Origin of the sequence: Liquorilactobacillus capillatus DSM 19910 (assembly GCF_001434915.1) — a bacterium.
GTDB lineage: Bacteria > Bacillota > Bacilli > Lactobacillales > Lactobacillaceae > Liquorilactobacillus > Liquorilactobacillus capillatus.
The window spans coordinates 60718-85813 of record NZ_AZEF01000016.1 but is presented as its reverse complement, the minus strand read 5'-3'; the positions used below and the strand labels follow the sequence as shown (position 1 = coordinate 85813).

At 35.5% G+C, this 25096-nt stretch carries 22 protein-coding genes; 20 read left to right on the top strand and 2 right to left on the bottom strand.

What is annotated here, in order from left to right:
• Window positions 1-160 precede the first annotated feature (160 nt).
• The 5 genes from FC81_RS04100 to FC81_RS04080 all read left to right on the top strand — a co-directional run bounded on the left by FC81_RS04100 (window position 161) and on the right by FC81_RS04080 (window position 7555).
• Complete coding sequence (locus FC81_RS04100) at window positions 161-916, top strand: DeoR/GlpR family DNA-binding transcription regulator (RefSeq protein WP_057743245.1); 756 nt, start codon at window positions 161-163, stop codon at window positions 914-916.
• Window positions 913-1830 carry a 1-phosphofructokinase gene (gene pfkB, locus FC81_RS04095; RefSeq protein ID WP_057743243.1) on the top strand — a complete coding sequence of 306 codons (918 nt, stop codon included), beginning with the start codon at window positions 913-915 and terminating at the stop codon, window positions 1828-1830. The genes FC81_RS04100 and pfkB overlap by 4 nt, the downstream gene beginning before the upstream one ends.
• A gap of 17 nt (window positions 1831-1847) precedes the next feature.
• The gene (locus FC81_RS04090) at window positions 1848-3809 is read left to right on the top strand and encodes a PTS fructose transporter subunit IIABC (RefSeq protein WP_057743242.1); all 1962 of its coding nucleotides are present in this window, start codon (window positions 1848-1850) and stop codon (window positions 3807-3809) included.
• Window positions 3810-3996: 187 nt separating this feature from the next.
• A complete protein-coding gene (locus tag FC81_RS04085) occupies window positions 3997-5682 on the top strand; it encodes a hypothetical protein (protein WP_057743240.1) in 1686 nt (561 codons plus the stop codon).
• A 100-nt stretch (window positions 5683-5782) separates the two neighbouring features.
• Window positions 5783-7555, top strand: coding sequence for a hypothetical protein (locus FC81_RS04080; RefSeq protein WP_057743238.1), 1773 nt, complete (start codon window positions 5783-5785; stop codon window positions 7553-7555).
• A 177-nt stretch (window positions 7556-7732) separates the two neighbouring features.
• Here FC81_RS04080 and FC81_RS04075 read toward each other — a convergent pair whose 3' ends face one another.
• Window positions 7733-8185 carry an Lrp/AsnC family transcriptional regulator gene (locus FC81_RS04075; protein ID WP_057743236.1) on the bottom strand — a complete coding sequence of 151 codons (453 nt, stop codon included), beginning with the start codon at window positions 8183-8185 and terminating at the stop codon, window positions 7733-7735.
• Window positions 8186-8484: 299 nt separating this feature from the next.
• Between FC81_RS04075 and FC81_RS04070 the strand changes: the two genes are divergently transcribed.
• A complete protein-coding gene (locus tag FC81_RS04070; protein WP_057743235.1) occupies window positions 8485-10005 on the top strand; it encodes a glycosyltransferase family protein in 1521 nt (506 codons plus the stop codon).
• Window positions 10006-10123: 118 nt separating this feature from the next.
• Here the strand turns inward: FC81_RS04070 and thrC are convergent, their stop codons facing one another.
• Window positions 10124-11620 carry a threonine synthase gene (gene thrC, locus FC81_RS04065; protein WP_057743233.1) on the bottom strand — a complete coding sequence of 499 codons (1497 nt, stop codon included), beginning with the start codon at window positions 11618-11620 and terminating at the stop codon, window positions 10124-10126.
• A 234-nt stretch (window positions 11621-11854) separates the two neighbouring features.
• Here thrC and FC81_RS04060 point away from each other — a divergent pair, with 234 nt between their 5' ends.
• The 14 genes from FC81_RS04060 (at window position 11855) to glf (ending at window position 25096) form a co-directional block, all read left to right on the top strand.
• The gene (locus FC81_RS04060) at window positions 11855-13138 is read left to right on the top strand and encodes a homoserine dehydrogenase (protein WP_057743230.1); all 1284 of its coding nucleotides are present in this window, start codon (window positions 11855-11857) and stop codon (window positions 13136-13138) included.
• Between the two features lie 21 nt (window positions 13139-13159).
• Window positions 13160-14032, top strand: a complete 873-nt coding sequence (thrB, locus tag FC81_RS04055) for a homoserine kinase (protein ID WP_057743228.1) — start codon at window positions 13160-13162, stop codon at window positions 14030-14032.
• 275 nt (window positions 14033-14307) lie between these two features.
• Window positions 14308-14955 (top strand): sugar transferase, encoded by a 648-nt coding sequence (locus tag FC81_RS04050; RefSeq protein WP_057743226.1) that lies wholly within the window; start codon window positions 14308-14310, stop codon window positions 14953-14955.
• 36 nt (window positions 14956-14991) lie between these two features.
• Window positions 14992-15774 (top strand): DUF4422 domain-containing protein, encoded by a 783-nt coding sequence (locus FC81_RS04045; RefSeq protein WP_083478749.1) that lies wholly within the window; start codon window positions 14992-14994, stop codon window positions 15772-15774.
• Window positions 15764-16594: a LicD family protein gene (locus tag FC81_RS04040; RefSeq protein ID WP_057743224.1), complete on the top strand. Its 831-nt coding sequence runs from the start codon at window positions 15764-15766 to the stop codon at window positions 16592-16594. The genes FC81_RS04045 and FC81_RS04040 overlap by 11 nt, the downstream gene beginning before the upstream one ends.
• A complete protein-coding gene (locus tag FC81_RS04035; protein WP_057743223.1) occupies window positions 16591-17736 on the top strand; it encodes a glycosyltransferase in 1146 nt (381 codons plus the stop codon). Before FC81_RS04040 ends, FC81_RS04035 begins: the two co-directional genes overlap by 4 nt.
• 43 nt (window positions 17737-17779) lie before the next feature.
• Window positions 17780-18646, top strand: coding sequence for a glucose-1-phosphate thymidylyltransferase RfbA (rfbA, locus tag FC81_RS04030; protein ID WP_057743221.1), 867 nt, complete (start codon window positions 17780-17782; stop codon window positions 18644-18646).
• 21 nt (window positions 18647-18667) lie between these two features.
• The gene (locus FC81_RS04025) at window positions 18668-19633 is read left to right on the top strand and encodes a glycosyltransferase family 2 protein (protein WP_057743219.1); all 966 of its coding nucleotides are present in this window, start codon (window positions 18668-18670) and stop codon (window positions 19631-19633) included.
• Between the two features lie 27 nt (window positions 19634-19660).
• A complete protein-coding gene (gene rfbC, locus FC81_RS04020; protein ID WP_057743217.1) occupies window positions 19661-20230 on the top strand; it encodes a dTDP-4-dehydrorhamnose 3,5-epimerase in 570 nt (189 codons plus the stop codon).
• A gap of 1 nt (window position 20231) precedes the next feature.
• Window positions 20232-21215 carry a dTDP-glucose 4,6-dehydratase gene (gene rfbB, locus FC81_RS04015; RefSeq protein ID WP_057743215.1) on the top strand — a complete coding sequence of 328 codons (984 nt, stop codon included), beginning with the start codon at window positions 20232-20234 and terminating at the stop codon, window positions 21213-21215.
• Window positions 21216-21234: 19 nt separating this feature from the next.
• Window positions 21235-22071 (top strand): dTDP-4-dehydrorhamnose reductase, encoded by an 837-nt coding sequence (rfbD, locus tag FC81_RS04010; protein ID WP_057743214.1) that lies wholly within the window; start codon window positions 21235-21237, stop codon window positions 22069-22071.
• 44 nt (window positions 22072-22115) lie between these two features.
• Window positions 22116-22886, top strand: a complete 771-nt coding sequence (locus FC81_RS04005) for a DUF4422 domain-containing protein (RefSeq protein WP_235804630.1) — start codon at window positions 22116-22118, stop codon at window positions 22884-22886.
• Between the two features lie 36 nt (window positions 22887-22922).
• Window positions 22923-23933, top strand: a complete 1011-nt coding sequence (locus tag FC81_RS04000) for a glycosyltransferase (RefSeq protein ID WP_083478748.1) — start codon at window positions 22923-22925, stop codon at window positions 23931-23933.
• A gap of 47 nt (window positions 23934-23980) precedes the next feature.
• Entirely contained in the window at window positions 23981-25096 is a 1116-nt protein-coding gene (gene glf / locus FC81_RS03995) for a UDP-galactopyranose mutase (RefSeq protein ID WP_057743210.1), read from the top strand.

The following is a 25096-nucleotide window of genomic DNA, read 5'->3' as shown; positions in this document are numbered from 1 at the left end:
CAAAATAAAAGTTTTATAAAAAATAATGGCCACTTTGAGAACTGACCTTTCAGAAACAGTCAAATATACTTAATTATATGGCTAAAAATGAATTTTTTTGCGTTTTTGTGATTGCTTTTTAGTTTATTAGGTGGTAATATATTTTCTGGGGGTAATGTAAGTGCTTGCAGAGGAACGGCAACAAGTGATCTTATCCATGCTTAAAACAAGTAATGTTGTTAAGTTGCAGGATATTTGTAAGGAAGTAAAGTGTTCTGAGTCGTCCGTACGGCGTGATTTGCAATTATTAGAAGAAAAAGGTTTATTAATTCGAGTTCACGGGGGAGCGAAAGTTAAACATTCGTTGCAGCGTGAACTTGATATGACTGGGAAGTCTTTGCGAAATGTCCAACAGAAAACAACGATTGCGAGGTTTGCTGCTGAACAGATTCAAGATGAAGATGTTATTTATCTAGATGCAGGGACTTCAACGCTTGCGATGATCCAGTTTTTACATTCTGGACAGCATTTAACTGCCGTTACAAATGGCGTAATGCACGCATCAGCTCTGGCGGATCGAAATATCCGCACGATTCTGGTTGGTGGTGAGTTGAAAGCTACAACAAAAGCGATTGTGGGACTTGAAACAGTTAATTCATTACATCATTATCGCTTTAATAAAGCTTTCTTGGGTATGAATGGGGTTCATCCGCAATTTGGTTATACAACTCCTGACCCGGATGAAGCAGCAGTTAAAAAGACTGCAATTGATCAGAGTGAAAGAAGCTATGTTTTAGCTGATGAATCTAAGGTTGATCAAGTTTCATTCGTCAAAGTGGCTGAACTTGCTAAAGCAATTATTATTACAAATAAGTTACCCAAAACAGTTCTCGATCAATACAGTAGTCAAACAATAATGCAGGAGGTTTCAATATGATTTATACGGTAACGGTTAATCCTTCGATCGATTATATCGTCCAATTAGAAAAGCTTACATTAGGTGAAGTAAATCGAATGGACCATGATGCTAAATTACCTGGTGGTAAGGGAATCAATGTTTCACGTATTTTAAAGGAGCTTGGACAAGACAATATTGCACTAGGCTTTTTAGGGGGCTTTACAGGCAAATTTGTTGAAGACACACTTAAGGAAAAAGACCTTAAAACTAGTTTCACGCATGTGGCTGATGATACGAGAATCAATGTCAAGATCAAGGCACAAAATGAATCTGAAATTAATGGTAAAGGACCGCAAGTAACAGCCGAAGAAGTTGCAGCTTTCAAAAAACAGTTAGACAACTTAACGAGCGACGATGCAGTTATTTTATCAGGAAGTTTAGTTCCCAGCTTAAGCCAAGACTTTTATTTTGACTTAATTAAATTAATTCGTTCGAAAGGTGCACAATTTGTGATTGACACAACTGGTGAAAGTTTGATGAAGACTTTGAAAGAAAATCCATTAGTTGTTAAGCCTAACCATCATGAATTGGCTGATTTATTCGGAGTTGAACTTAATGGGCTTGATGATATCGTCACTTATGGTAAGAAATTACTGACATTAGGTGCACAACATGTGCTGATCTCAATGGCTGGGGACGGTGGTTTACTGATTACACCTGACGAAGTTTATTATAGTGCAGCACCTAAGGGAACAGTTATTAACTCTGTTGGAGCTGGAGACTCAATGATTGGTGGGTTTGTTGGAACCTTCGCAGCAACTAAAGATCCAGTTGAGAGTTTCCGTTACGGTCTTGCTTGTGGGAGTGCAACTGCATTTTCAGAAGACTTGGCTGATCGGGCTAAGATCGATGAGATCTTGCCTGCAATTAAAATTGAAAAATATTCTAAATAAATGAGGAAGTGTTTTTAGTGGATATTCGTGATTTGTTATTAAAAGACGTTATGATCATGGACCTCAAGGCTTCAACTAAAAAAGAAGCTATTGATGAGATGGTTCATAAATACTACGTTAACGGCGTTATCAATGATGAAGACTTTTACAAAAAAGCAATTATCGCACGTGAGGAACAATCAACGACAGGGATCGGCGATGGAATTGCAATGCCACATGCTAAGAACAAAGCAGTGCAACGAGCAACTGTCTTGTTTGCTAAGAGTAATGGCGGTGTTAATTATGATGCATTAGATGGTAATCCTGTTCATCTCTTCTTCATGATTGCTGCTCCTGAAGGTGCTAATGATACGCATTTACAAGCTTTAGCAGCCTTATCAGGTTTATTGATCAACCCAGATTTAGTTGCTAAGTTGAAGAAAGCGCAGACACCTGATGAAGTACAGCAATTATTTGCTGATGCTGAAGCTGAGAAAGAAGCTAAAGAAGCAGCTAAGGAAAAAGCAGCTGCTGCAAAGGCTAAGACTTCTGCTGCCGATAAGAGCGATCGTCCTTTCGTTGTTGCGGTAACTGCTTGTCCAACTGGGATCGCACATACTTACATGGCTGAAGAAGCATTGATCAAGCAAGCTGAAGCAATGGGTGTCGACATTAAAGTTGAAACAAACGGCTCTGAAGGTGTTAAACATCTTTTAACAGCTGATGAGATTAAACGTGCAGCTGGTGTTATTGTTGCAGCTGATAAAAAAGTTGCGATGAATCGTTTTGATGGCAAGCCACTAGTTAACCGTCCTGTAGTTGATGGTATTAAAAAGTCAGAAGAACTTATTACTGAAGCTCAAAGTGGTAATGCTCCAATTTATCACGCTTCCCAAAGCAGTTCAGAAGATGAAGGAGAAACTGCAAGTGGTTCAGTCGGTAGCCGTATCTACAAAGACCTAATGAATGGTATTTCACACATGTTACCATTCGTTGTTGGTGGTGGTATTTTAATGGCTTTGTCTTTCGTCATTGAACAATATTTTGGCGGGCCAAAGTCAATTGAATTTATTTTCTTAAATAATGCTGGTAGTATGGCTTTCGCATTCATGATTCCTGTATTAGCCGGTTTTATCGCTGAATCAATTGGTGATCGTCCAGCGTTAATGCCTGGTTTTGTTGGTGGGTTCATGGCAACTGTTTATAGTGGTTCATTTGGTGGTGCCTACACGGCTAACGTGATGACACATGCACAAAGTTCTGCCGGTTTCTTAGGCGGTATCGCAGCTGGTTTCTTAGCTGGTTATGTTACGATCCTCTTACGGAAACTTTTCTCACACCTTCCAAAATCACTTGAAGGTATGAAACCAATGCTACTTTACCCAATCTTCGGTTTATTGATTATGGCGCTCTTAATGTTCTTCATCGTTAACCCGATCTTCTCTGTTATCAATGAAGTTGTTACAACTTTCTTGCAACATATGGGAACAGGTAATGCAGTTGTCTTAGGTATTATCTTAGGTGGTATGATGTCGATCGATATGGGTGGTCCTTTCAATAAAGCTGCTTATGTTTTCGCAGTTGGTGCATTTACAGCAACTAAAAATGGTGATTTGATGGCTGCAGTTATGGCTGGTGGGATGGTTCCACCATTCGCAATTGCGCTTGCAACAGCTATCTGGCCTAAGAAGTTCACGGATGATGAACGTAAAGCTGGGATTACAAACTGGGTCTTAGGTTTCTCATTCATTACTGAAGGTGCTATTCCATTTGCAACAGCTGATCCATTACGTGTAATTACTTCTGGTGTTATTGGGGCCGCAATTGCCGGTGGCTTAACACAATTCTTACATGTTTCGGTTCCTGCACCTCATGGTGGTTTCTGGGTAACACCATTAGCAAACAACCCCTTAGGTTATATTCTCGCGGTTGTTATCGGAACAGTTATTGCTGGGGTTATCTTAGGTTTATGGAAAAAAGAAAAGACAACTAGTAAATAAGTGAATAAATAATTAACTAAGTCCCGCAATTGGCAGCTATGTTTGGCTGTGATTGCGGGATTTTTTTTACTGTATTTTAATATGACAAAACGGTTTTCTTAATCTATAATAGAAATGTTATTGCTATAATTGTATGTTAAAAAATCTAATTATTTGTAAGGATGGATTTATTATTGGGGGTTACACTATGAAAATATTATGGTCACGTTATCGGAATACGGGCCTTATTGGTATCTTTTTTATATTATTAAGTTTTATTTTTATTTTCCCATTAAGTCGGCAGGGAATAATATATAATGGCGATGATTTATATTATCATGTATTACGGATCAATGAGCTTGCACAGAATATTCAGCACGGAAACTTATTCCCAGCTATTAATACATATACATTTAAACAGATTGGCTATCCGGTCAATCTATTCTATCCCTGGGTAACTTTACTGCCCTTTGGAGTTTTTCGTGTTTTAATAAGTAACCAGGTAACAGCGATATATGCAGGTTTCTTCTTTTACACATTTGTAACTTTGTGGATCACTTATATTGTGGGTAAACGCTTCAGTAATAGTCGCCTTCAAGCGGCTATCATGGCAGGGATCTATGTCTTTTCAGCGTATCATGTGACTGATGCTTTTACTAGATTCGCTTTAGGTGAATATCTAGCAATGTCATTTGTGCCACTATGTTTTTATGGCTTTTACGCTATTATGTATGGAGATAGAAGAGATTGGCCCTTTTTAGCTGTTGGCGGAATGATGGTAGTACTGTCGCATGTTTTAAGTGCCATAATTATTGTAACTTTTTTACTGTTTGTGTGGATCATTAGCTTATATTGGGTCGATAATCGATTAAAGCGGACGTTAACATTGGCTTTTTCAGGCATAGTTGCTTTTTTAGGTTCATCTATTTTCATCTTGCCTTTCCTTGAACAGGAACTTTTTCAGAAATTTAAGCAGCCATCACCGCAACCTCTTGTACCAGATGATTTTAATAATATGCTTTCTGCTTCGTTTTCTAATAATTTAAACCGTGTGTTGGATGGAAATCATTATAATATTGGGTTTCTACTAATATGCTCTGTCTTACTGGGCGTAGTCGTGTTTAATAAATTCGACGTAAAGTATCGATTAATTTATTTAGTAGGTGTCGGTTCTTTTTTAGTAACTTCTAATCTATTTCCCTGGAATCTTGTTCAGAACTCAGCTCTGAATATCATTCAGTTTCCGTTCAGGCTTTTGATTATCCCGACTTTTTTATTATCTATAGTTGCATCAAAAATAATTTTATTGGTAGCAGATAATTACGGAGGAGTGGCGGGTGATGTTAGAAAACGATCAATAATAGTTCTACTTACTTTTCTACTGTTAGGAGCATTGCCTTATTTGGCAAGTATGTATAAGTTTACACAAGGAAAGACGGCTAACACACACATTTACACTCCAGATACAACTACTAAGTTGGCAGAAGAACAGAATTTATATTTAGATCAATATACACCAGCCAAAGGACTTCCTAGTTTAAATGATGTTAAGAATCATATTGCGATCATTAATGGTAAAAAGGTACAGATAAAAAAGATTTTTTCTGCTCCCAATACGCTGACTTTTAATGATAGTATTATAAAACGAGCATCAAGTATTGATTTGCCTATATTTTATTATAAGAATTTACAAGTATATAGAAACGGAAAACAGATCGTAGCAAAAAAGAGTACTCGTGGGACTGTAAAAGTAATATCTGCTGTTAAAGGGCCGGTAACTGTTAAATATATCTTTTCAAAACTAGATAAATTAGGGATTATAATAAGTCTGCTAACATGGGGTACTTTAATTGTTTATGGAATATTTATTAAAAGTAGAAAGCAAAGATTCTAGTTTTTAATAGTACAATTAATAAAGACTAGGTAAAGTAAGTAGAAAATATATCTATATTAGCACTACAAATTTGTTTTTGTGAGGATGAGTTGACGTTAATATGAAACAAAATATAATTAGTAAAAATAAATATATAAAAATAGTGCAATCGTTACTAGTAATTATTCTTTTTTTAACAGCAACTATTATTATGGTTAAGCCTTTTTTTGAGACTCAGCGTCTTTCGGCTTTTTCAGATTGGTTATTTCATGTTTCACGTGTTGAAGAAATATACCGAAATTTGCAGCATGGGAAATGGTTTACTTTTATTGCAACGGCAACTTTTCAAAAAACTGGAGTAGGGTCTTTTTTGTTTTATCCGACGGTTTTTTTATATCCGTGGGCTTTATTAAGGTTTTATTTTAATCCGGTTAGTGCTTTCTATATTTGGTATGGGTTAATAACCTTTGCTACTTATTTAATAAGCTATTTTTGTATGCTGAGTTTTTCTAAAAGTAAAATACGCAGTATAGTTTTTGCATTTATTTATGTTTTAGCAGCGTATCGATTATATCTTGGTAATTTTGTATTTGGAGAGTTTATTGCAGTTACATTTTTGCCGCTTGTATTTCTAGGTTTCTATGAACTATTTTTTAGAAATGGGAAAAAATGGTATATTTTCAGTGTGGGTATGTCATTATTAATATATAGTCATGTTCTTAGTGTTGTTATGACTATTGAGGTGCTAATAATTTGCGTATTAACTGGGTTATTTTTAGGACATAATTTATTAAGAAAAAGATTTTTTTATATTCTTATGAGCGCTAGCTTAATCTTTTTGATGATTATGCCAGTTGTTATTCCGTTTATAACTGATTTTATTAATCATAATGTAACATCAGCAAAGCCAGGTGTTAATGTTACAATAGACGGATTTACCTTGTTCCAAAGCTCTATATCAAATGTTGCTAAAAATTCAAGTATAGGACTTCTTCTCCTCGCAACACTTTTTTTGGGGTGGTATTGGGTTAAGAACAAGCCTATAGGTCTTTTTTCTTACATTCTAGGTGTGTTTTTAACTATAATATCCACATCGGTTTTCCCTTGGGGTAGTTTTAGAGAATCGCCTTTAGCAGTTATTCAGCTACCTTGGCGATATCTTAGTTACGCTAATTTATTTTTGGCAATTGTTGCATCCGACGGTATTTATCAAATCTATCAAACTAAAGTTTTTAGGAGACTCCGTAAGGGTGCACCAATTATTTTTATACTAGGTGTTGCGACTATAAGTATGTTTAGTTATTTCAGCGCTACTGCGGATTCTAGTCAATTGGTTTCAAAGTTTAATCAGAATACATATTTGAAACCTGCAGCGGTGACATTGCAAAACATTCCACAACCAGCTCAATTAGATAAGGATAATTATAAATATCAATTTAGTTATTTAGCAATTTATGGAGAAACAGATTACTATCCAGAAAAAGCTCAAAAGAGTTCAGGTTCTATTATTAATAATCTAATGATGGTCAATGGAAGAGCGCAAAAAGTAGCGCCTATATCTAGTCCAAATGCATTGACTTATAAGGTTAAGTTAGTTAAACATGCTGTAGTTGATGTCCCCGCAGTAGCTTATGCACGAACATATGTATATGTTAATAGTAAAAGATATACTTTTAATATTAGTAAGCGGGGGACCGTTCAGATTAACTTACCGAAGGGGAACCATACGATTACTGTAGGTTACAATCAAAGTAAATTATATTATTGCTCTGTTGTATTAGCCGGACTTAGTTGGATTACTTTAGTGACTTTTTTGGTTATAAAAAATACGACGAGGTTGTTAGACATAGAAGAACCTGGATGGGAAGATGTCGACCAGAGGAAAAGGCATTGATACTGTTAAAATTAATATTATAAAATGAGAAAACTGAGTTAAAAGTAAATTTTGACGAAGTTTTTTTTATTAGATAGAGTGTAAGACCTAAAAAAAGAATTATGACTAAGTAATAGCTTGCCAATAATCCTTTTATAAATGGTTATTCAATTAGTAACTGTAGAGTATTTACGATAACTAAAAATAGTTCTTTCCTGGATTTAATTCTAATGGACGTTGCTCAATACTAGTTGAGAAAACGATTTGTGTTTTAGTTTCTCCAAAGCGTTGGATATCATTGATAAAGTTATCGAGTGATTTGGTGCTTTTGAAATAACAAACGATAATTTGTGAGTAGCTGCCTGTAACACAGTCACAGGAAACGACATTCCCAACTGATTTTATATAAGGATAAAAATCCTCTTTATCTTTGGGGGATAAACGTAGACTGACATAAGCTTTAATAGGAAAACTTAGGACTTTATAGTTAATAGCAGTATGATAACCGGTTATTATGCCTCGTTCTCGGAGATGGGCTAATCTGGTTGAAACGGCTGGCGCAGAAATAAAACAGATATCTGCTAGTTTCTTGAGAGAGATACGTGCGTCTTTTTGTAAAGTCGAGACAATTTTCAAATCAATTTCATCCATCTTAATTCCTCCAAGTATATCTTTATGTAATATAATATAACATAGTTAACTAACAAGGTAAAACTGCACCATAAGAGAGAATAATAAGAGAAGTTAGGTAAATTAATGAAAAAGTTGATTTTGTGATGGATAATCAAGGGGCAGTCAACGATATGTTACAATTCAAATATGGTAACTATTTATTAACATAAGTCCATCTTTATAATGTAGGGCAGTCCAGAATATAGAGTTATTGACAATAAAATCTTGCGTACTTTACAAAGCATAACTAAAAATAAGAATAAAAATGGAGTATAGAAATGATAACTAGAAATCAATTTTTTTCATTATTTAACCGACTTTTGATCACGATTTTTACTATTTGGGTAGGGATAACTCTAATTGGGGCAATCCAAAATAACCATTTTTTTATTGAAAATGTTTCGGCAATAACTATTGCCTTGCTGTTACTGGCAGTTCTACTAATTATAATAGTTTTTAAATTACCTTGGGCTTACCAGAAATTAAGTACGATTTTTATTAAATACGCTTATATAACAGCACCTCTATTCCTACTGTTAGTTTTTATATGGCAGTTGATCTTTTTGAAACAGACACACACAAAGATTGGTTTTGATGCAGGTATTATTCATAATTTTTTGAAGGATCCTAGCGGAGATGTTTCCTATCTTGAGATTTATCCGAATAACCTTTTTTTACTTTTCTTCCAGAAATATTTACTAAATTTTTTTAATATGAAGTTAACTTGGTTGAATACAGGTTATCTTTCATTGATATGTACAGACATTGCAGTTCTCTTGAACATTCTAACGATAAAAGTTATAAATAAGAAAAAAGTCGACTTGGCTATCTATCTCCACGGAATTTTTCTATTGCTTTTTCCGATGATCATAGTCCCTTATTCAGATACAATGGTTTTGCCTTTTGTTTCAGCCTGTTTATTGGCATTTTCATGTATAGTTTATTTTAAAAATAGGATATCGGTCGTAGTTGTTGCTTCAATTTTTTTAGGATTTAGTGCAGCAGGTACATATCTTATGAAACCCTCTGCGATTATCCCTCTTATTGCTATTGCAGTAGTTTATGGACTATATGCAAGTACTGTAATGATAGAGAGAAAAATAAACTTTAGGCGGATAATACTGAGAGGCGTTATTCCAATTTGCAGTGTTTTATTATTTGCTGGTATAAGTATTAACGCGTTTAATCATTTTACTGAGGAACAAGACTATGTACGTATTTCAAAAGGGAAGGCTCTACCACCGATTCATTTTATTAGTATGGGCATGCTTGGTAATGGCAGTTATAACCGGGAAAACGTTGCTAAAACCCGTTCGCTTAAGGGTCCAGATGCAAAGAAAGAGTACTCAAAGAAAGTTATAAAAACACGTTTACGCCAACTAGGACCGCTTGGATATATTAAGTTTCTTCTCTTTAAAAACTTTAATAATACTTCTGACGGAACCTTTGGTTGGAATGTAGAAGGTGGATTTATAACAGCTCCAGTTGAAAAGGGAAACCGAGGTTTTTTGCAGTCATTTATATATCCAACAGGTAAACATTTAGGCGATTTCTACTGGTTTGCACAGTTAAGCTGGTCAGTTTTATTAATGATAATCGTCTTGGGATATGACTATAAAACAAAGTATGCTCAAATGCTACGCTTAAGTATACTGGGTGGCTTTTTATTCTTACTTATTTTTGAAGGTGGGCGTAGTAGATATTTAATTCAATTTTTACCGGTTTATTTAATATTAGCTACGTTAGTATTTGAGAATGCTGTGCAGAGACTAAAGGGGATAATAATTGCTTTAAGATAAAAATGAGCTAGTTGACTTATTCTAGAGCATGTAATGATACTTAAAAAGTACTGGGCCAAATTATACTCTGGCTCAGTACTTTTGTGTACTGTCTTCAGTTTATACCTTTAAATAATAGTTAAAATAGGTTTAGAATTTCTTTAACAGCATTCTTCATTTCTGCGGGGGCAACTTCGCAGTGGTGCTTAAGTGGGAGATGCATAAGTTCTTCAATAGCTTGTGGTAAGGGTATTTTGGTGTTGGAATGCAAGGCATTAATTACACCAAAAGGTTTTTGAGAATCATACTTAAGTTGCAGAGCACTTAAAACGAAGTGGGGGAACTTATATGGGCTTGCTGTTGAAACAATAATTGTTTGTCGCTGATCTATACGTTCCTCATGATGGTATTTTTGGGCAACATAAGAAGCAACAGCGGTATGAGGATCAATTGTAGTTTGATCAGTTGTGAAGAGTCGTTTAATCTCTTGTTCCGTTTGCTTTTCAGTTGCAGAGGCTGCATAAAAATCAGTTAACTGTGAACGCATCATAGAGTCAATTTGATACTTGCCTGTACTAGTTAGCTTAGCCATTAAGGACGCCGTTTTAACCGGATCTTCGCCGCTAATATAGAATAATAAGCGTTCAAGATTACTAGAGACTAAGATATCCATTGAAGGTGATGAAGTAACATAGAAGGGGCGGTTTTTATTATAAATTCCTTCATTGAAAAAATCAGTTAAGACATTATTACGGTTGGAAGCACAAAGTAGTTTATTGATAGGCAAGCCCATCTTTTTGGCAAAATAACCTGCAAGAATATTGCCAAAGTTACCAGTCGGAACACTAAAATTAACTGTCTCACCTTCTTTTATTTTTCCAGCAGCAAGCAGCTGACCGTAAGCATAGAAATAATAAACGATTTGTGGGAAGAGTCGTCCGATATTAATTGAATTTGCAGATGAAAAACGGTAGCCAGCTTGTTTGAGAGCAGTGTTAAGATCAGAGTCGCTGAAGATCTGCTTAACTTTTGTTTGTGCATCATCAAAGTTACCTTTGATCCCAACAACAAAAGTATTATCTCCCTGCTGGGTCAGCATCTGTCGTTCTTGAATAGGACTAACGCCGTCTTTGGGGTAGAAAACAATTATTTTCGTATTAGGAACATCAGCAAAACCAGCCATCGCGGCTTTACCGGTATCGCCAGAAGTAGCTGTTAGGATAACGATTTCTTCTTGCAGCTTATTTTTGCGGGCTGCGGTAGTCATAAGCTGCGGCAGTAATTGTAGAGCAACATCTTTAAATGCAATCGTTGGACCATGAAATAGTTCAAGATAAGCATTGCCCGCATGATAAGTTAGCGGTGCGATTTGTGGAGTGGTAAAGGTTGAGTCATAAGCGTTAGCGAGACATTTTTTAAGCTCTTGTTCACTAAAGTCACTGAAAAAAGGTTGTAAAATATGATAGGCTAATTCTTGATAAGACAGCTGCTTTAATGAAGATAAAGGTAATTTGAATTTGGGGATGGCATCAGGAACATACAAGCCACCATCAGGGCTAAGCCCTTGTAGAATTGCTTGGGATGCAGTTACTGTCTGCCCATTTTTGTCACGTGTACTCTTGTAAAGGATGTTCATAAGGGTTTCCTCCTTAGGCTCTTGATACTTCTCTCATTAAGCTGCGTATTTTATAAAAAGGATAACATAATTCTAGGAAGGATAACAGATAATCCTGATCTGAATAAGGTTGTTTTTTGAGTAAAAAAATACTAATACTAAGTTTTTGTAAAAATTAAACTATTTCCATTTTATGGTTTAAAAATTAGATTTATATGATAGAATGGTTTCAATATAGGAATTGGAGGATGCGACATGCAAGTCATTAACATTGGGGTTTTAGGCCTTGGAACTGTCGGCAGTGGTGTGGTAAGGATTTTGCACGACCATCAAAATAAAATATCTAGCATTACTGGACGAAAATTGGTTATTAAGACAGTGGTCGTTCATGATCTTAAAAAGAAACGGAATATTGATTTGACGGGTGTGAATGTAACTGATCAAATTGATGCTTTGCTTAACGATGAAGAGATTCAGATTGTTGTTGAAGTGATGGGAACAGTAACGACAGCTAAAGAATACATTGAACGTTTACTGAAAGCAGGTAAACATGTGATTACTGCTAACAAGGATCTGATTGCAACTTATGGTTCAGAACTAGCTGAACTGGCAGGTAAAAATAATTGTGACTTATTTTATGAAGCAAGTGTTGCTGGTGGAATTCCAATTTTAAGAACGATCGTCAACTCCTTTGCAGCCGACCGAATAGTTGAGGTTAAGGGAATTGTTAACGGAACAACCAATTATATCATGACGCAAATGAGCCAAAATCATGTTGAATATCAAGAAGCATTGCAATCAGCACAAGAGCTAGGTTTTGCTGAAGCTGATCCAACTAACGATGTGGAAGGTATCGATGCGGCGTATAAGATGATTATTTTGACTCGCTTTGCTTTTGGAATGAACGTTGCGCTTGATGATATTGAAATAAAGGGGATCAGTGGGGTCGACCTAGAGGATATTAAGCAAGCTAAGGAATTAGGTTATAATATTAAGTTAGTGGGGATCGCTAAATTGATTAACGATCGCATCAAGGTTTCGGTTGGACCGGTGTTGATTCCAGAGGACCAACCTTTAGCAGCTGTTCAGAATGAAAACAATGCAGTCCTTGTTACTGGAGCGGCAGTTGGCGAGACGATGTTTTATGGACCAGGTGCAGGCGAGCTACCCACAGCTAATAGTGTTTTAAGCGACATTATTGCAGTGACGAAGGATATTGTCTTAGGAACAACAGGCAGCCGCTTCAATGATTTTTCACGCGAAGGAAAACAGGCATTACCTAGCGAAGTAGTGTATCCTTACTATATTTCACTACGAGTTAAAGACCAACCGGGTCAGATGTTGAAGATTACAGAAGTAATGACAAGTGTTAAGGCTAGTTTCCATTTGATTTTACAGACCGAATTGGATGATAATTACGCACGGGTAGTGATGACGACTCATCAGATGTCGGAAGCACAGTTAAAAGCGATCCTTGCAGCAATTAAGGAACTAGATGGAATTGATGTTATCGCTTCGTATAAACTGCTGTCAGCGTGATAATGGAGATGAATTCGTAAGATGAAGGTACAAATTAGGGTTCCTGCAACTAGTGCTAACTTGGGTCCAGGATTTGATTCATTAGGGATTGCAATCACACTATATTTGACAGTAACAGTTCTTGAAGAGAATTCAAACTGGATCGTAGAGCATGATATGGGGAAGGGTATTCCACATAATGAGACTAATATGATTATTAAAACTGCTTTAAGACTCTGTCCATCTTTACCGGCACACAGAATTAAGGTTGAATCAGATATTCCACTGGCACGTGGATTAGGTAGTAGCTCTTCAGCAATTGTTGCAGGCATTGAGCTTGCGGTTCAATTAGGCAAAGTGAGTTTAACAAAGACTGAAAAAGTTCAGCAGGCAGCTGAATTGGAAGGCCATCCTGACAATGTCGCACCAGCTATTTTAGGGGATTTTGTCGTTTCGTCTTTTGTAGATGGCAAAAACATAAGTATTAAGGGATACTTTCCAGAAACGCGGTTAGTGGCTTATATCCCTGAACAGGAATTATTAACGACGGAGAGCCGCAATGTTTTGCCAAAACAGTTGCCATTTATGGAAGCAACACATGCAGGGAGCATTGGTAATACGTTAGTCGCGGCTTTAATGACCAATCAACTAGAACAAGCAGGCCAGTTGATGGAGGCTGATCTCTACCATGAGCGCTATCGTCAGAAACTTGTTCCCCATTTAGCGCAGCTCCGAAAAATCGGACACTTGCATCATGCAGTTGCTACTTATTTAAGTGGTGCTGGTCCAACAGTGATGACTATTATTTCAGAACAAAAGCTCGATGCATTTACAGATGCAGTGAAACAAACTGGCCTATCAGGTAAATTGGTTAATTTAGAAGTTGATCGGCAAGGTGTTACTGTTAAAAAGTAAACTAACGGTTATTTAATAGTCAGAGTTATATAAGAGAATATTTTAGAAAAGATGTGTGACTGAAAGCAGTTCACACGTTTTTTTGTTAAAAAAGGTTATTTTATAATTAAGGGTTTATCTTTGTGCTTTACATTAATGTTTTTATTAGTAAAATAGAAAATGTGTATTCATAGGTTTTTTTATTATATGCTTATCCTACAAAATTGGGGAAGATTGGTAACATATTGTATGTAACAGTTAGATCTACGGAGGGTAGCATTTAGAGGAGAAATATAATGGCTCAAAATATCAAAAAGAAAGGTCCAAGTTCTGTATATTTGGGTATTAAACGACTAGCAGACATTATAATATCTGTTGTAGCTTTGATTTTTATGATACCTATATTTATAATAATGTTTATTGTCTGCCATGTTGGTCAGAATAAGGGTCCTCTTTTTTATAAGCAACAAAGAGTTGGTAAGAATGGACGCAAGTTTTATATTTATAAATTCAGATCAATGGTAGTCGGTGCAGAAGAGAAATTAAAAAATGACAGGGGACTTTACAAACTGTATGTTGATAACAGTTATAAGCTTCCAGCAGATATTGATCCACGGATAACTAAGTTAGGGCGCTTTTTACGTAAATCTTCCATTGATGAGCTGCCACAGTTTATTAATATTTTCAAAGGAGATATGTCTTTAATTGGACCAAGGCCAATTATTGAAGAAGAGTTAAGCGAATACGGTGATAGGGTAGATAAGTTTTTATCAGTGACTCCTGGAGCTATGGGATACTGGCAAGCTTCTGGCAGAAGTAATATTGAATATCCGGAAAGATGTAATTACGAGTTATACTACGTGGATCATGCGTCCTTATTTTTTGATGTAAAAATTTTATTTAAGAATATTAAAGCCATCTTCAAGGGAAATGGTGCATTTTAACATATAATGGATTAATAAATTAAGGAAGTGAATTTTTTGAACGCTGAAGTATACGTAGTAAGTCACAAATTAGCTAAAATGCCTAAGGATAGTATCTATGTGCCAGTACAAGTAGGTAGTAACGAAGAAAACTTTAAGGGGTTTCACCGTGATAATACGGGCGAAAATATTTCTTCAAAAAATAAGAACTATTGTGAACTTACAGCACAATACTGGGGATGGAAAAACAGAAACGTTGATGTAAAAGGGTTAGTTCATTATCGACGTTTTTTTTCAAATGGGAAGACTAATTTTTTTAAAAGTAAACAAGCTAAATTTAATGATATAATGAACAGAGAGACACTTAAGGACCTGATTACTAAACATGAGATGATACTTCCACGGAAACGTAATTACTATATCGAGACCTCGTGGTCACATTATAAACATGCACACCATATCGAAGGCCTTGAAGCTGCACGTGCGGTACTAGTTGAGCAGTATCCCGAGTATGTATCAGTCTTTGATGAAGTAGTTAATAGAAAAGAAGTACATATGTTTAATATGCTAGTTGCACGCGCACCAATTTTTGATGAATACACTACATGGCTATTCTCCGTTCTAACTGAAGTTGAAAAAAGGGTAGATATTTCAGATTATTCGGACTATGAAAAACGTATTTTAGGTTTTGTTAGTGAGATTTTAGTTGATGTATGGGTTGAAAAAAACAAGATTGATTATGTTGAACTGCCTGTAATGTTTATGGAAAAACAGCACTGGATGAAAAAAATCGCTGCTTTTCTTTTTAGAAAGTTTGGAGGTAAAAAACTTGAAAATTGATTTTGATGATAGAAAATTGCTGCACTCTTCAGAATTGAAATTAGTTGAAAGTTTTAGTCGGTTCTGCGATTTAAATAATTTAGAGTACTTTTTAATGGGGGGTACTTTTTTAGGTGCTGTCAGACATCAAGGCTTTATTCCATGGGATGACGATATTGATGTTGGAATGCCAAGGGCTGATTATGAGAAGATGTGTTCTTTAATTGCAAGAAATGATAATAAAATAGATAGTTTTCCCTTTAAGACTTTTAAGAACTCAGATACATCTGAATACGTTGCTCGCTTAGAAAACCCCAAGACAAGGATTATTGATCGCTCAGCCGTTGATGCAGAAGAAAGAAGCTCTTGGATGGATATCTTTGCTCTCGATGGGATGCCTAACAATAACTTTGCGCGGAAGGTGCACAGTTTTAACTTATTGCGCTTGCGGCTGATGCTCAAGTATTCAGAGTTTAATAAAGTTAGCGTAAACTATACAGAACGTTCGTTTATAGAAAAGTCTTTAATCAAAGTTGGCAAAATTATTCAACCAGAAAAATGGTTGAATACTAGAAAATGTTTAAATAAGTTAGATCAAGCACTTCAAAAATATCCGTATGAGTCTTCTGAGTATGTAGTTAACTTCATGGGTGCATATAAACTACGTGAGATGTTCCCAAAGCGCCTTTATGATGACACCCGGGATTATACATTTGAGAACCTTAGTTTGCGTGGCGCTCGAGATTACGATGTAATCCTTTCACAATTATATGGATCTAACTATATGGAGCCACCTTCTGAACAAATGAAGAATAAACATTTTACAGAGGTTGTACGATGAGAAACAGTGAGAGTAAAACGATTATTGTGTTGGGAAGTTTCAATACAAATAATGGGATCACGACTTTTGTAAAAAATAATTATGCTTCTTTAAAAAAAGACGGATTTAAATTTGAATTTATTAATATTGCTAACTCTGCTCCAGCAACTGAGCTTGCGGAACTTGGCGACTATATTCAGGTCGTCCAACTTAAACTGGGCTTATTAAAGCATATTAATGGCTTGAAGCAAGCTTTAAAAGATGCTTGTCAGCGGAGCACTACCATTCATATGCATTTAGATTCGTTGCATAATTTTATCCCCCTCGTCTTGGCTAAGATAGTAGGTTTCAAACGAATAATTATTCATGCACATTCGGACCAAAGGGGGCAATATTCGTTATTAAAAACAACAGCACACAGGTTGGGAATGTGTATAACCGGCATGTTAGCCACGGATTATCTGGCTTGTTCCCAAAATGCTGCTGATTTTTTTTATAGTCATAAGGTCCAACAAAGATCAACATTTAAAATTATTATTAACGGAGTGGAACTTGACTCTTTTAAATATAATAGGGAAAAAAGCCTCCTTGTTAGAAAAAAATTAAAAATACCAGAAAGTAGTGTCGTGATAGGGCACTGTGGTCGTTTTGCACGTCAAAAAAATCATCCGTTCCTAATAAAAACATTTAAAATTTTTCATGATAAATATCCACATTCTATTTTGATCCTTGTTGGAAACGGAGAACATTTTGAAAGAATTCAGCAGATGGTAGCAAGTTTGGGGTTACAAAACAATGTCCGCTTCTTAGGATATATTGATAATGTAGCAGAGATTCAGAATGCTTTTGATATTTTTGCATTTCCATCCCTGTATGAAGGATTATCATTATCGTTGGTAGAGAATCTAGCTAACGGCACAGAATGTTTAATATCTGAGAATCAATCGCCGGAATCCTTTCTGGCACCTACAGCACATAAAATGCCGATTTCAACTAAGATATCAGCAAACAAGTGGGCAGAAAAAATGTTATCTTTCGATGGTTTGTTAGCTCATAAAAGTTCAAAAGAAATAAATAGCCAAAAAAATATTAAGATTCTGAGAACCAAAGGGTTCGATAAAGAGACGACAGTTGCATCTCTGAGAAAAATATATGAGAATTAATGTGGTGGTTTGTCGGATTATATCTTAAAAGGAGTGAAGCTTTATGAAGGGAATCATTTTAGCTGGTGGAAGCGGGACAAGACTGTATCCTATAACTAGAGGAATATCTAAGCAACTTATACCTGTTTATGATAAACCAATGATTTATTATCCTTTGTCTACACTGATGTTAGCAGGAATAAGGGATATATTAATTATCTCGACTCCACGAGATACTCCTCGTTTTAAGGAACTTCTGGGGACAGGGGCCGACTTTGGAGTTAATTTGTCTTATGCTGTTCAAGATGAACCGAATGGATTAGCTGAAGCATTTATCATTGGAGCAGATTTTATTGGTAATGATACTGTATGTTTGATTCTTGGAGATAATATTTATTATGGAAGTGGTCTTTCACAGATGCTGCAAAAAACTGCTAAAAAAAGTGAAGGAGCCACTGTTTTTGGTTATCATGTTAATGATCCTGAACGCTTTGGGGTGGTTGATTTTGATGAGAACATGCATGCCTTATCAATTGAAGAGAAACCAGCCGCACCTAAAAGTAATTATGCTGTTACAGGTCTTTATTTCTATGACAATAGGGTTATCGATATTGCAAAAGATCTTAAGCCGTCGCCGCGTGGTGAGTTGGAGATAACTGACGTTAATAAGGTATATCTGGAACAGGGAAACCTCGATGTTCAGCTTATGGGAAGAGGATATGCTTGGTTAGATACGGGAACACATGATTCAATGCTTGAAGCTTCAAGTTTTATTGCAACAATTCAAAAAAGGCAGAATTTAAAAGTTGCTTGTCTTGAAGAAATTGCTTTTCGAATGGGGTATATTACTGCAGATAAATTATGGGAACTAGCCCAGCCAATGAAGAAAAATAATTATGGAAAATATCTTTTAGATATCGCTAAGAGGTAATAGCAAGGAGGAAGTTTTGCGGTGAAAGCTGAAGTTGCTATATTAATGTCAACCTATAACGGTTTAAAGTATCTAAAAGACCAAATTAACTCCATTTTAGCTCAAGATTATAAAGAATGGGATTTATATATACGGGACGATGTGTCTAGCGATGATACTATTAGTATTTTGAGAGACTATGAAAAAAAGTACACTAATATTCACATTGTAGAAAATAATAATACTAATTTAGGTGCAAAAAAATCTTTTTTAGAGCTGACACGAGTTGTGAATGCAAAATATTATATGTTTAGTGATCAAGATGATTTTTGGTTACCACAAAAGGTTTCAGCGACTTTGAAATTAATGAAGTCCGCTGAAAGAAAAGGTTCAAACGATATTCCTGTTTTGGTACACACAAATTATCGTATTGTGGATAGTAAATTGAATGAACTTAGAACACCGCCCGCTTCTTTTAAAGATTATACTGATCTATCTAGTTTAGCAATAAATAACAGTATCACTGGTTGCACGATGATGATTAACGATACACTTAAACAGATGATTGGTAATGTTAATGCAGAGGAAGTAGGCATGCATGACTGGTGGTTTGGCTTGATAGCAAGTTGTTTTGGGATAGTAGAATACCTACCACAAGTAACGATTCTGTATCGCCAACATGAAGGAAATGTTGTTGGAGCTAATACGGGGTTAGCAGATTCTGGTTCAGGATCAAAGGTGGGCAGGATCCTAAGAGGTATTAAGAAAAATATGCGATACTACCGAAAAGAACTTAGGCATGGTTCGATGACTGCTCAACAGGTACATTATTTTCAGGAATACTACGCTAAGCTACTTACAGTAGATAAGGAAAAAGAACTTGGTGTATTGTATAAAGGAATAACGGGCGGTCCAGTTGCAGGGCTAACGTTGATTAGAAGTTTGAAGCCACAGAGTCGAAATAAAGAAGTAAAATGGGTAATGTACATTGTGCTTATTACTAAGTAAAGATACTTATTAGAGGGGAGTACAGTTATGAAGATTATTGATACTAAACTAAAAGATGTTAAAATTATTGAAACAGATGTTTTTGGAGATCATCGTGGCTTTTTCACAGAAACCTATACTCAAAATAAGTTTCATGAAGCTGGTATTGATGTTGACTTTATTCAAGATAATCAATCTTTATCCGTTGAACCAGGGGTATTACGAGGGATGCATTATCAAAGGGCACCTTACGCGCAGACTAAATTGTTGCGTGCGGTTACGGGTGTCATCTATGATGTATTAGTTGATGTTCGAAAAGGCTCACCTACATACGGTAAGTGGGAAGGCTATTTGCTTAGTGAATATAATCACCGACAGTTACTTGTTCCTAAGGGTTTTGCACATGGATTTGTAACTTTAACACCAAATGTTAATGTTGCTTACAAAGTAGATGGCTACTATGCACCAGAAGCAGATGGTGGAATTGCCTATGACGATCCCGATATTGGAATTCAGTGGCCGATGCCATTGAATCATTTAATTTTATCCGATAAAGATACAAAACATCCGCAGCTTAAAGATGCTGACTTGAATTTTGTCTATGAGGAGGATAAGTAAAATGAATTTACTCGTAACCGGTGGAGCAGGTTTTATTGGAAGCAACTTTATCCATTATTTTTTAGCTAAGTATCCCAAGTGTGTCGTAGTCAATTTAGATCTTTTAACTTATGCTGGTAATATTCATAGTCTTGAAGATGTGGAGGAAGATCCACGGTATACATTTGTGCAGGGAAATATTACTAATCGTGAATTATTAAAGCACCTTATCCAAGAATATAAGATTGATACAATTGTTAATTTTGCCGCTGAAAGCCATGTTGATCGGTCTATTTTACACCCAGAAGTCTTTGTTGAAACTAATGTGCAAGGAACCTTAGCGTTGTTAGATGCTGCTAAAAAGTTAAATATTCGTAAATACCTACAAGTTTCAACTGATGAGGTTTACGGAACACTGGGAAAAGAAGGCTATTTTGCAGAGACAACACCGTTGGCACCTAATTCACCGTATTCGGCAAGTAAAGCTTCAGCTGATTTACTAGTACGGGCGTATTATGAAACATATGGGTTAAATGTCAATATTACACGGTGTTCAAATAATTATGGACCCTACCAATTCCCTGAAAAGTTAATTCCATTGATGACATCTAATGGAATGGATGGCAAAAAGCTACCGATTTATGGTGATGGTAAGAATATCCGTGATTGGTTGCATGTGTCAGATCATTGTCAAGCAATTGATCTAGTTTTGCATAAGGGTATCAAGGGTGAAATTTATAATGTTGGTGGTCATAATGAACAGACTAATAATGAGATTGTGCATTTAATAGTTGAACAATTAGGGTTGAATGAAGATTCAATTGAATATGTTAAAGATCGTTTAGGACATGATCGGCGTTATGCTATTGATCCAACTAAGATTGAAACACAGCTAGGATGGAAACCAAAATATACATTTGATACTGGAATTAAGGAAACAGTTAACTGGTATCTACATAATGAGGATTGGTGGCGTCCATTGAAGGCTCGTGCAGTTTTAAAATAGATCGGAGGATTTTATATAGATGTCGATTTTAATAACTGGAGCTAAAGGTCAACTTGGGCAAGAGCTAACAAATTTGTTAACTGAGTGTGGACAAAGCTTTTGTGCGTATGGTTCCCATGATTTAGATATTACTGACGAGGCAGCTGTTGAAGCACGTTTTGCTAGTAACAAACCTGATATTGTTTATCATTGTGCAGCTTATACGGCAGTTGATAAGGCTGAGAATGAAGGTAAGGAACGAAACTATGCAGTTAATGTAGCGGGTACTAAAATTATTGCGAAGGCCTGCCAAAAGTATCATGCAAAACTTATCTATATTAGTACAGATTATGTTTTTGATGGGGAAAAAGCCGGTGAATATTTACCCAGTGATCCAACAAACCCACAGAATGAGTATGGAAGAACAAAACTTTTAGGTGAACAGGTAGTTCAAAAATACTGTAATAAGTATTACATTGTTCGAACATCATGGGTTTTTGGAAAATATGGGCATAATTTCGTGTACACCATGTTAAAGCTTGCCCAGACACATGATAATTTAACGGTTGTCAATGATCAGATCGGGCGTCCAACTTGGACAAGAACGTTAGCAGAATTTATTACTTATTTAGTGGATGATAAAGTTAATTATGGTATTTACCATTGTTGTAACGATGGTTATTGTTCATGGTATGAATTTGCATGTGAAATACTGAAAGATACAGATGTCAAAGTTAAACCTGTAACATCTGCGGAATATCCTACAGTAGCCTATAGACCTAAACGAAGCGTGTTGAAATTATCAAAGGAAACGGGTTTCTCATCTTTTGTTAATTGGAAAACAGCCTTAGCATCGTTTATGGTTGATAAATTGTAATGATGTGAAAAACTCAAATAATAATTGTGGTGATTTTTTTGACGATGTATGTAATAACACATAAGAAGTTCGATTATTATCTGCCAGAAAACTATGTTCCGTTATTAGTAGGGGCAGTGAGCAAAGATAAGCTTAACGGTTATCTAAGTGACGATAAGGGAGATAATATTTCTTCAAAAAATAAGAATTTCTGTGAATTAACTGGTTTATACTGGATTTGGAAACACGGTCAAGATGACATAGTAGGATTATCACACTATAGAAGATATTTTAGTGGATATCCGTTAGGCTTTTTGGGTGAGGTTGCGGCAACATTACTTCTGGGGAAACTCAGGCCGATCTCTGTTCCAAGATTAAATAAGTACCTAGAAGATTATGACTGGATCTTACCAACACCAGAAACAAAGTTTTTTAAAAAGCGAACGGTGTTGCAGCAGTTTGCAGCATCTCATGGGACTACAAGTGATTTAGAGACAACTAGGAAAGTACTCGGCGAGCTGTATCCAGAATATCTTGGTGATTTTGATAAAGTTATGAATGGGCATCAGCTTATTATTTGTAATATGTTCTATACGCGTAAAGAATACATTAATGAATATAGTAAATGGTTGTTTACAATACTGTTTAAAGTTGAAAAAAGTATTGATATTAGTAACTATGATGAATATCAAAGTAGAATATATGGTTTCCTCTCAGAACGTCTGCTGAATGTTTGGATAGAACATCAGCAGAAACGTTTCAAGATTAAATATTTGAATATATTTAATACCGCCGAGATGAACAGAGGTTTTATAAAAAAGAAAATTTTTAAGTAAGCGGAACGTATGTGAAGTGTTGGACTAGGAGATAAAATGACTAAGTATTTCGTGATGTCAACGATTGAGAGAACAGATAATGATGCCGGACCCAAAGCACAGTGTGATATAATTAACTTTTTAAGTCAAAATGGCTATCAGATTCTTAAGACAAGTTTGCCGAAAAATAAACTTGAAAAAATTATTTATATTTTCAAGAGGCTTCCAAAATTATTTAAAGGGCAGAGTATGGATGTGATAGTTTTTCAATATCCTATCTATTCTTTATTTTTAACCGAGAAGATAATCAAGGCTATTAAAAAATATACCGGGGCCAAGCTTATTATGGTAATTCATGATATTGAGTCGTTAAGGTTATTTAATGATGATGATTATTTTATTGAAAAAGAACTGCGTATTTTTAATATGCCTGAAATTACGGGTTTAATTGTTCATAATAAGGCAATGGAAGGTTGGCTTGAAGCTAAGGGAGTTACGACAAAAAAGTCAGAACTACGTATTTTTGATTATGACAACCCACAGCCCTTTCAGCTTACTAGAACCTATGATCGTTCGGTATGTTTTGCAGGAAACTTAGCTAAAGCTAAGTTCCTTGAAAAATTAGTTGTTAAAAATGCTTTTTGGGTCTTTGGACCAAATAATAACTTACATCTACCAGAATGTATCCAATATGGTGGACAGTATACTCCTGATGAACTTCCAAAGTATTTGAAACAAAATTATGGCTTAGTATGGGATGGAACTAATCTTGAAAATTGTGATGGAACGTTTGGGGAGTATTTGCGCTATAATGCACCACACAAGACATCATTATATTTAAGTTCGGGGATTCCTGTTATTGTGTGGAAAAAAGCAGCGATAGCAGATTTTGTAGTAAAAAACAAAGTTGGAATTGCTATTACTGATCTTAGCAGATTAGATACGGTATTAGCAGGAATTTCAGAGGCAGATTTTAACATTATGAAGAATAATGCAATTAAAGTTGGCAAAAAAATGCGTTCAGGTTATTATATTAAGCAGGCTATAGAGAAAATAACTAAAGATTAAATTAAGGTATTATAACTAGATGGTTAATGTAAGAGTGGAGGATAAAAATGAAAAGTTATTTAGTTGTAGGTGCAGGTCTCTTTGGAGCAACATTTGCACACGAAGCTGCTAAGAGAGGTCATAAAGTTAAGATTATTGAAAAGCGCAATCATATCGCCGGAAACATCTATACTAAAGATATTGATGGCATTCAAGTTCATCAATATGGAGCACATATTTTTCATACTTCAAACAAGAATATCTGGGATTATGTAAATCATTTTGCCGAATTCAATCGTTATACAAATAGCCCCATAGCTAATTATAAAGGGGAGATTTATAATCTACCGTTTAATATGAACACGTTCAACAAGTTATGGGGAGTAGTTACACCTGAAGAAGCACAGGCCAAAATTAATGAACAACGAGCTGTTTTGAAGGGTAAAAAGCCAGAAAACCTAGAAGAACAGGCTATTTCTCTAGTAGGGACAGATATTTACGAAAAATTGATTAAAGGTTATACTGAAAAGCAATGGGGACATTCAACTAAAGACTTGCCGGCATTTATTATTCGACGTTTACCGGTTAGGTTAACGTATGATAATAATTATTTTAATGACTCGTATCAAGGTATTCCAATTGGTGGGTATACTCAAATTGTTGAAAAAATGTTAGCAAATGACTTGATCTCGGTTGAGACAGGTGTTGATTTCTTTGCTAATCGTGCTGAATATTTAAAGCAATATGATCGAGTAGTCTTTACTGGTATGATTGATGAATACTTTGATTATCAACTGGGTGAACTAGAATATCGTAGTTTGGAATTTAAGACAGAAGAATTGGATAAGGATAACTATCAAGGTAATGCAGTTGTTAACTATACTGATGCTGAGACTCCCTTTACACGAATTATCGAACATAAACATTTTGATTTTGGCAAGGGAGATAAAGGCAAGACTGTTATTACACGTGAATATCCTAAGACATGGCATCGTGGTGATGAACCGTATTACCCAGTTAACAATTCAGAGAATAATACACTTTATAAACAATATAGATTACTGGCTGACAAAGAAGCTAAAAAAGTTATTTTTGGTGGCCGTTTGGGACAATATCGCTATTACAATATGGATCAAGTGATTAGTGCAGCTTTAACAACTGTTAAAAATGAATTTGAGGAATAA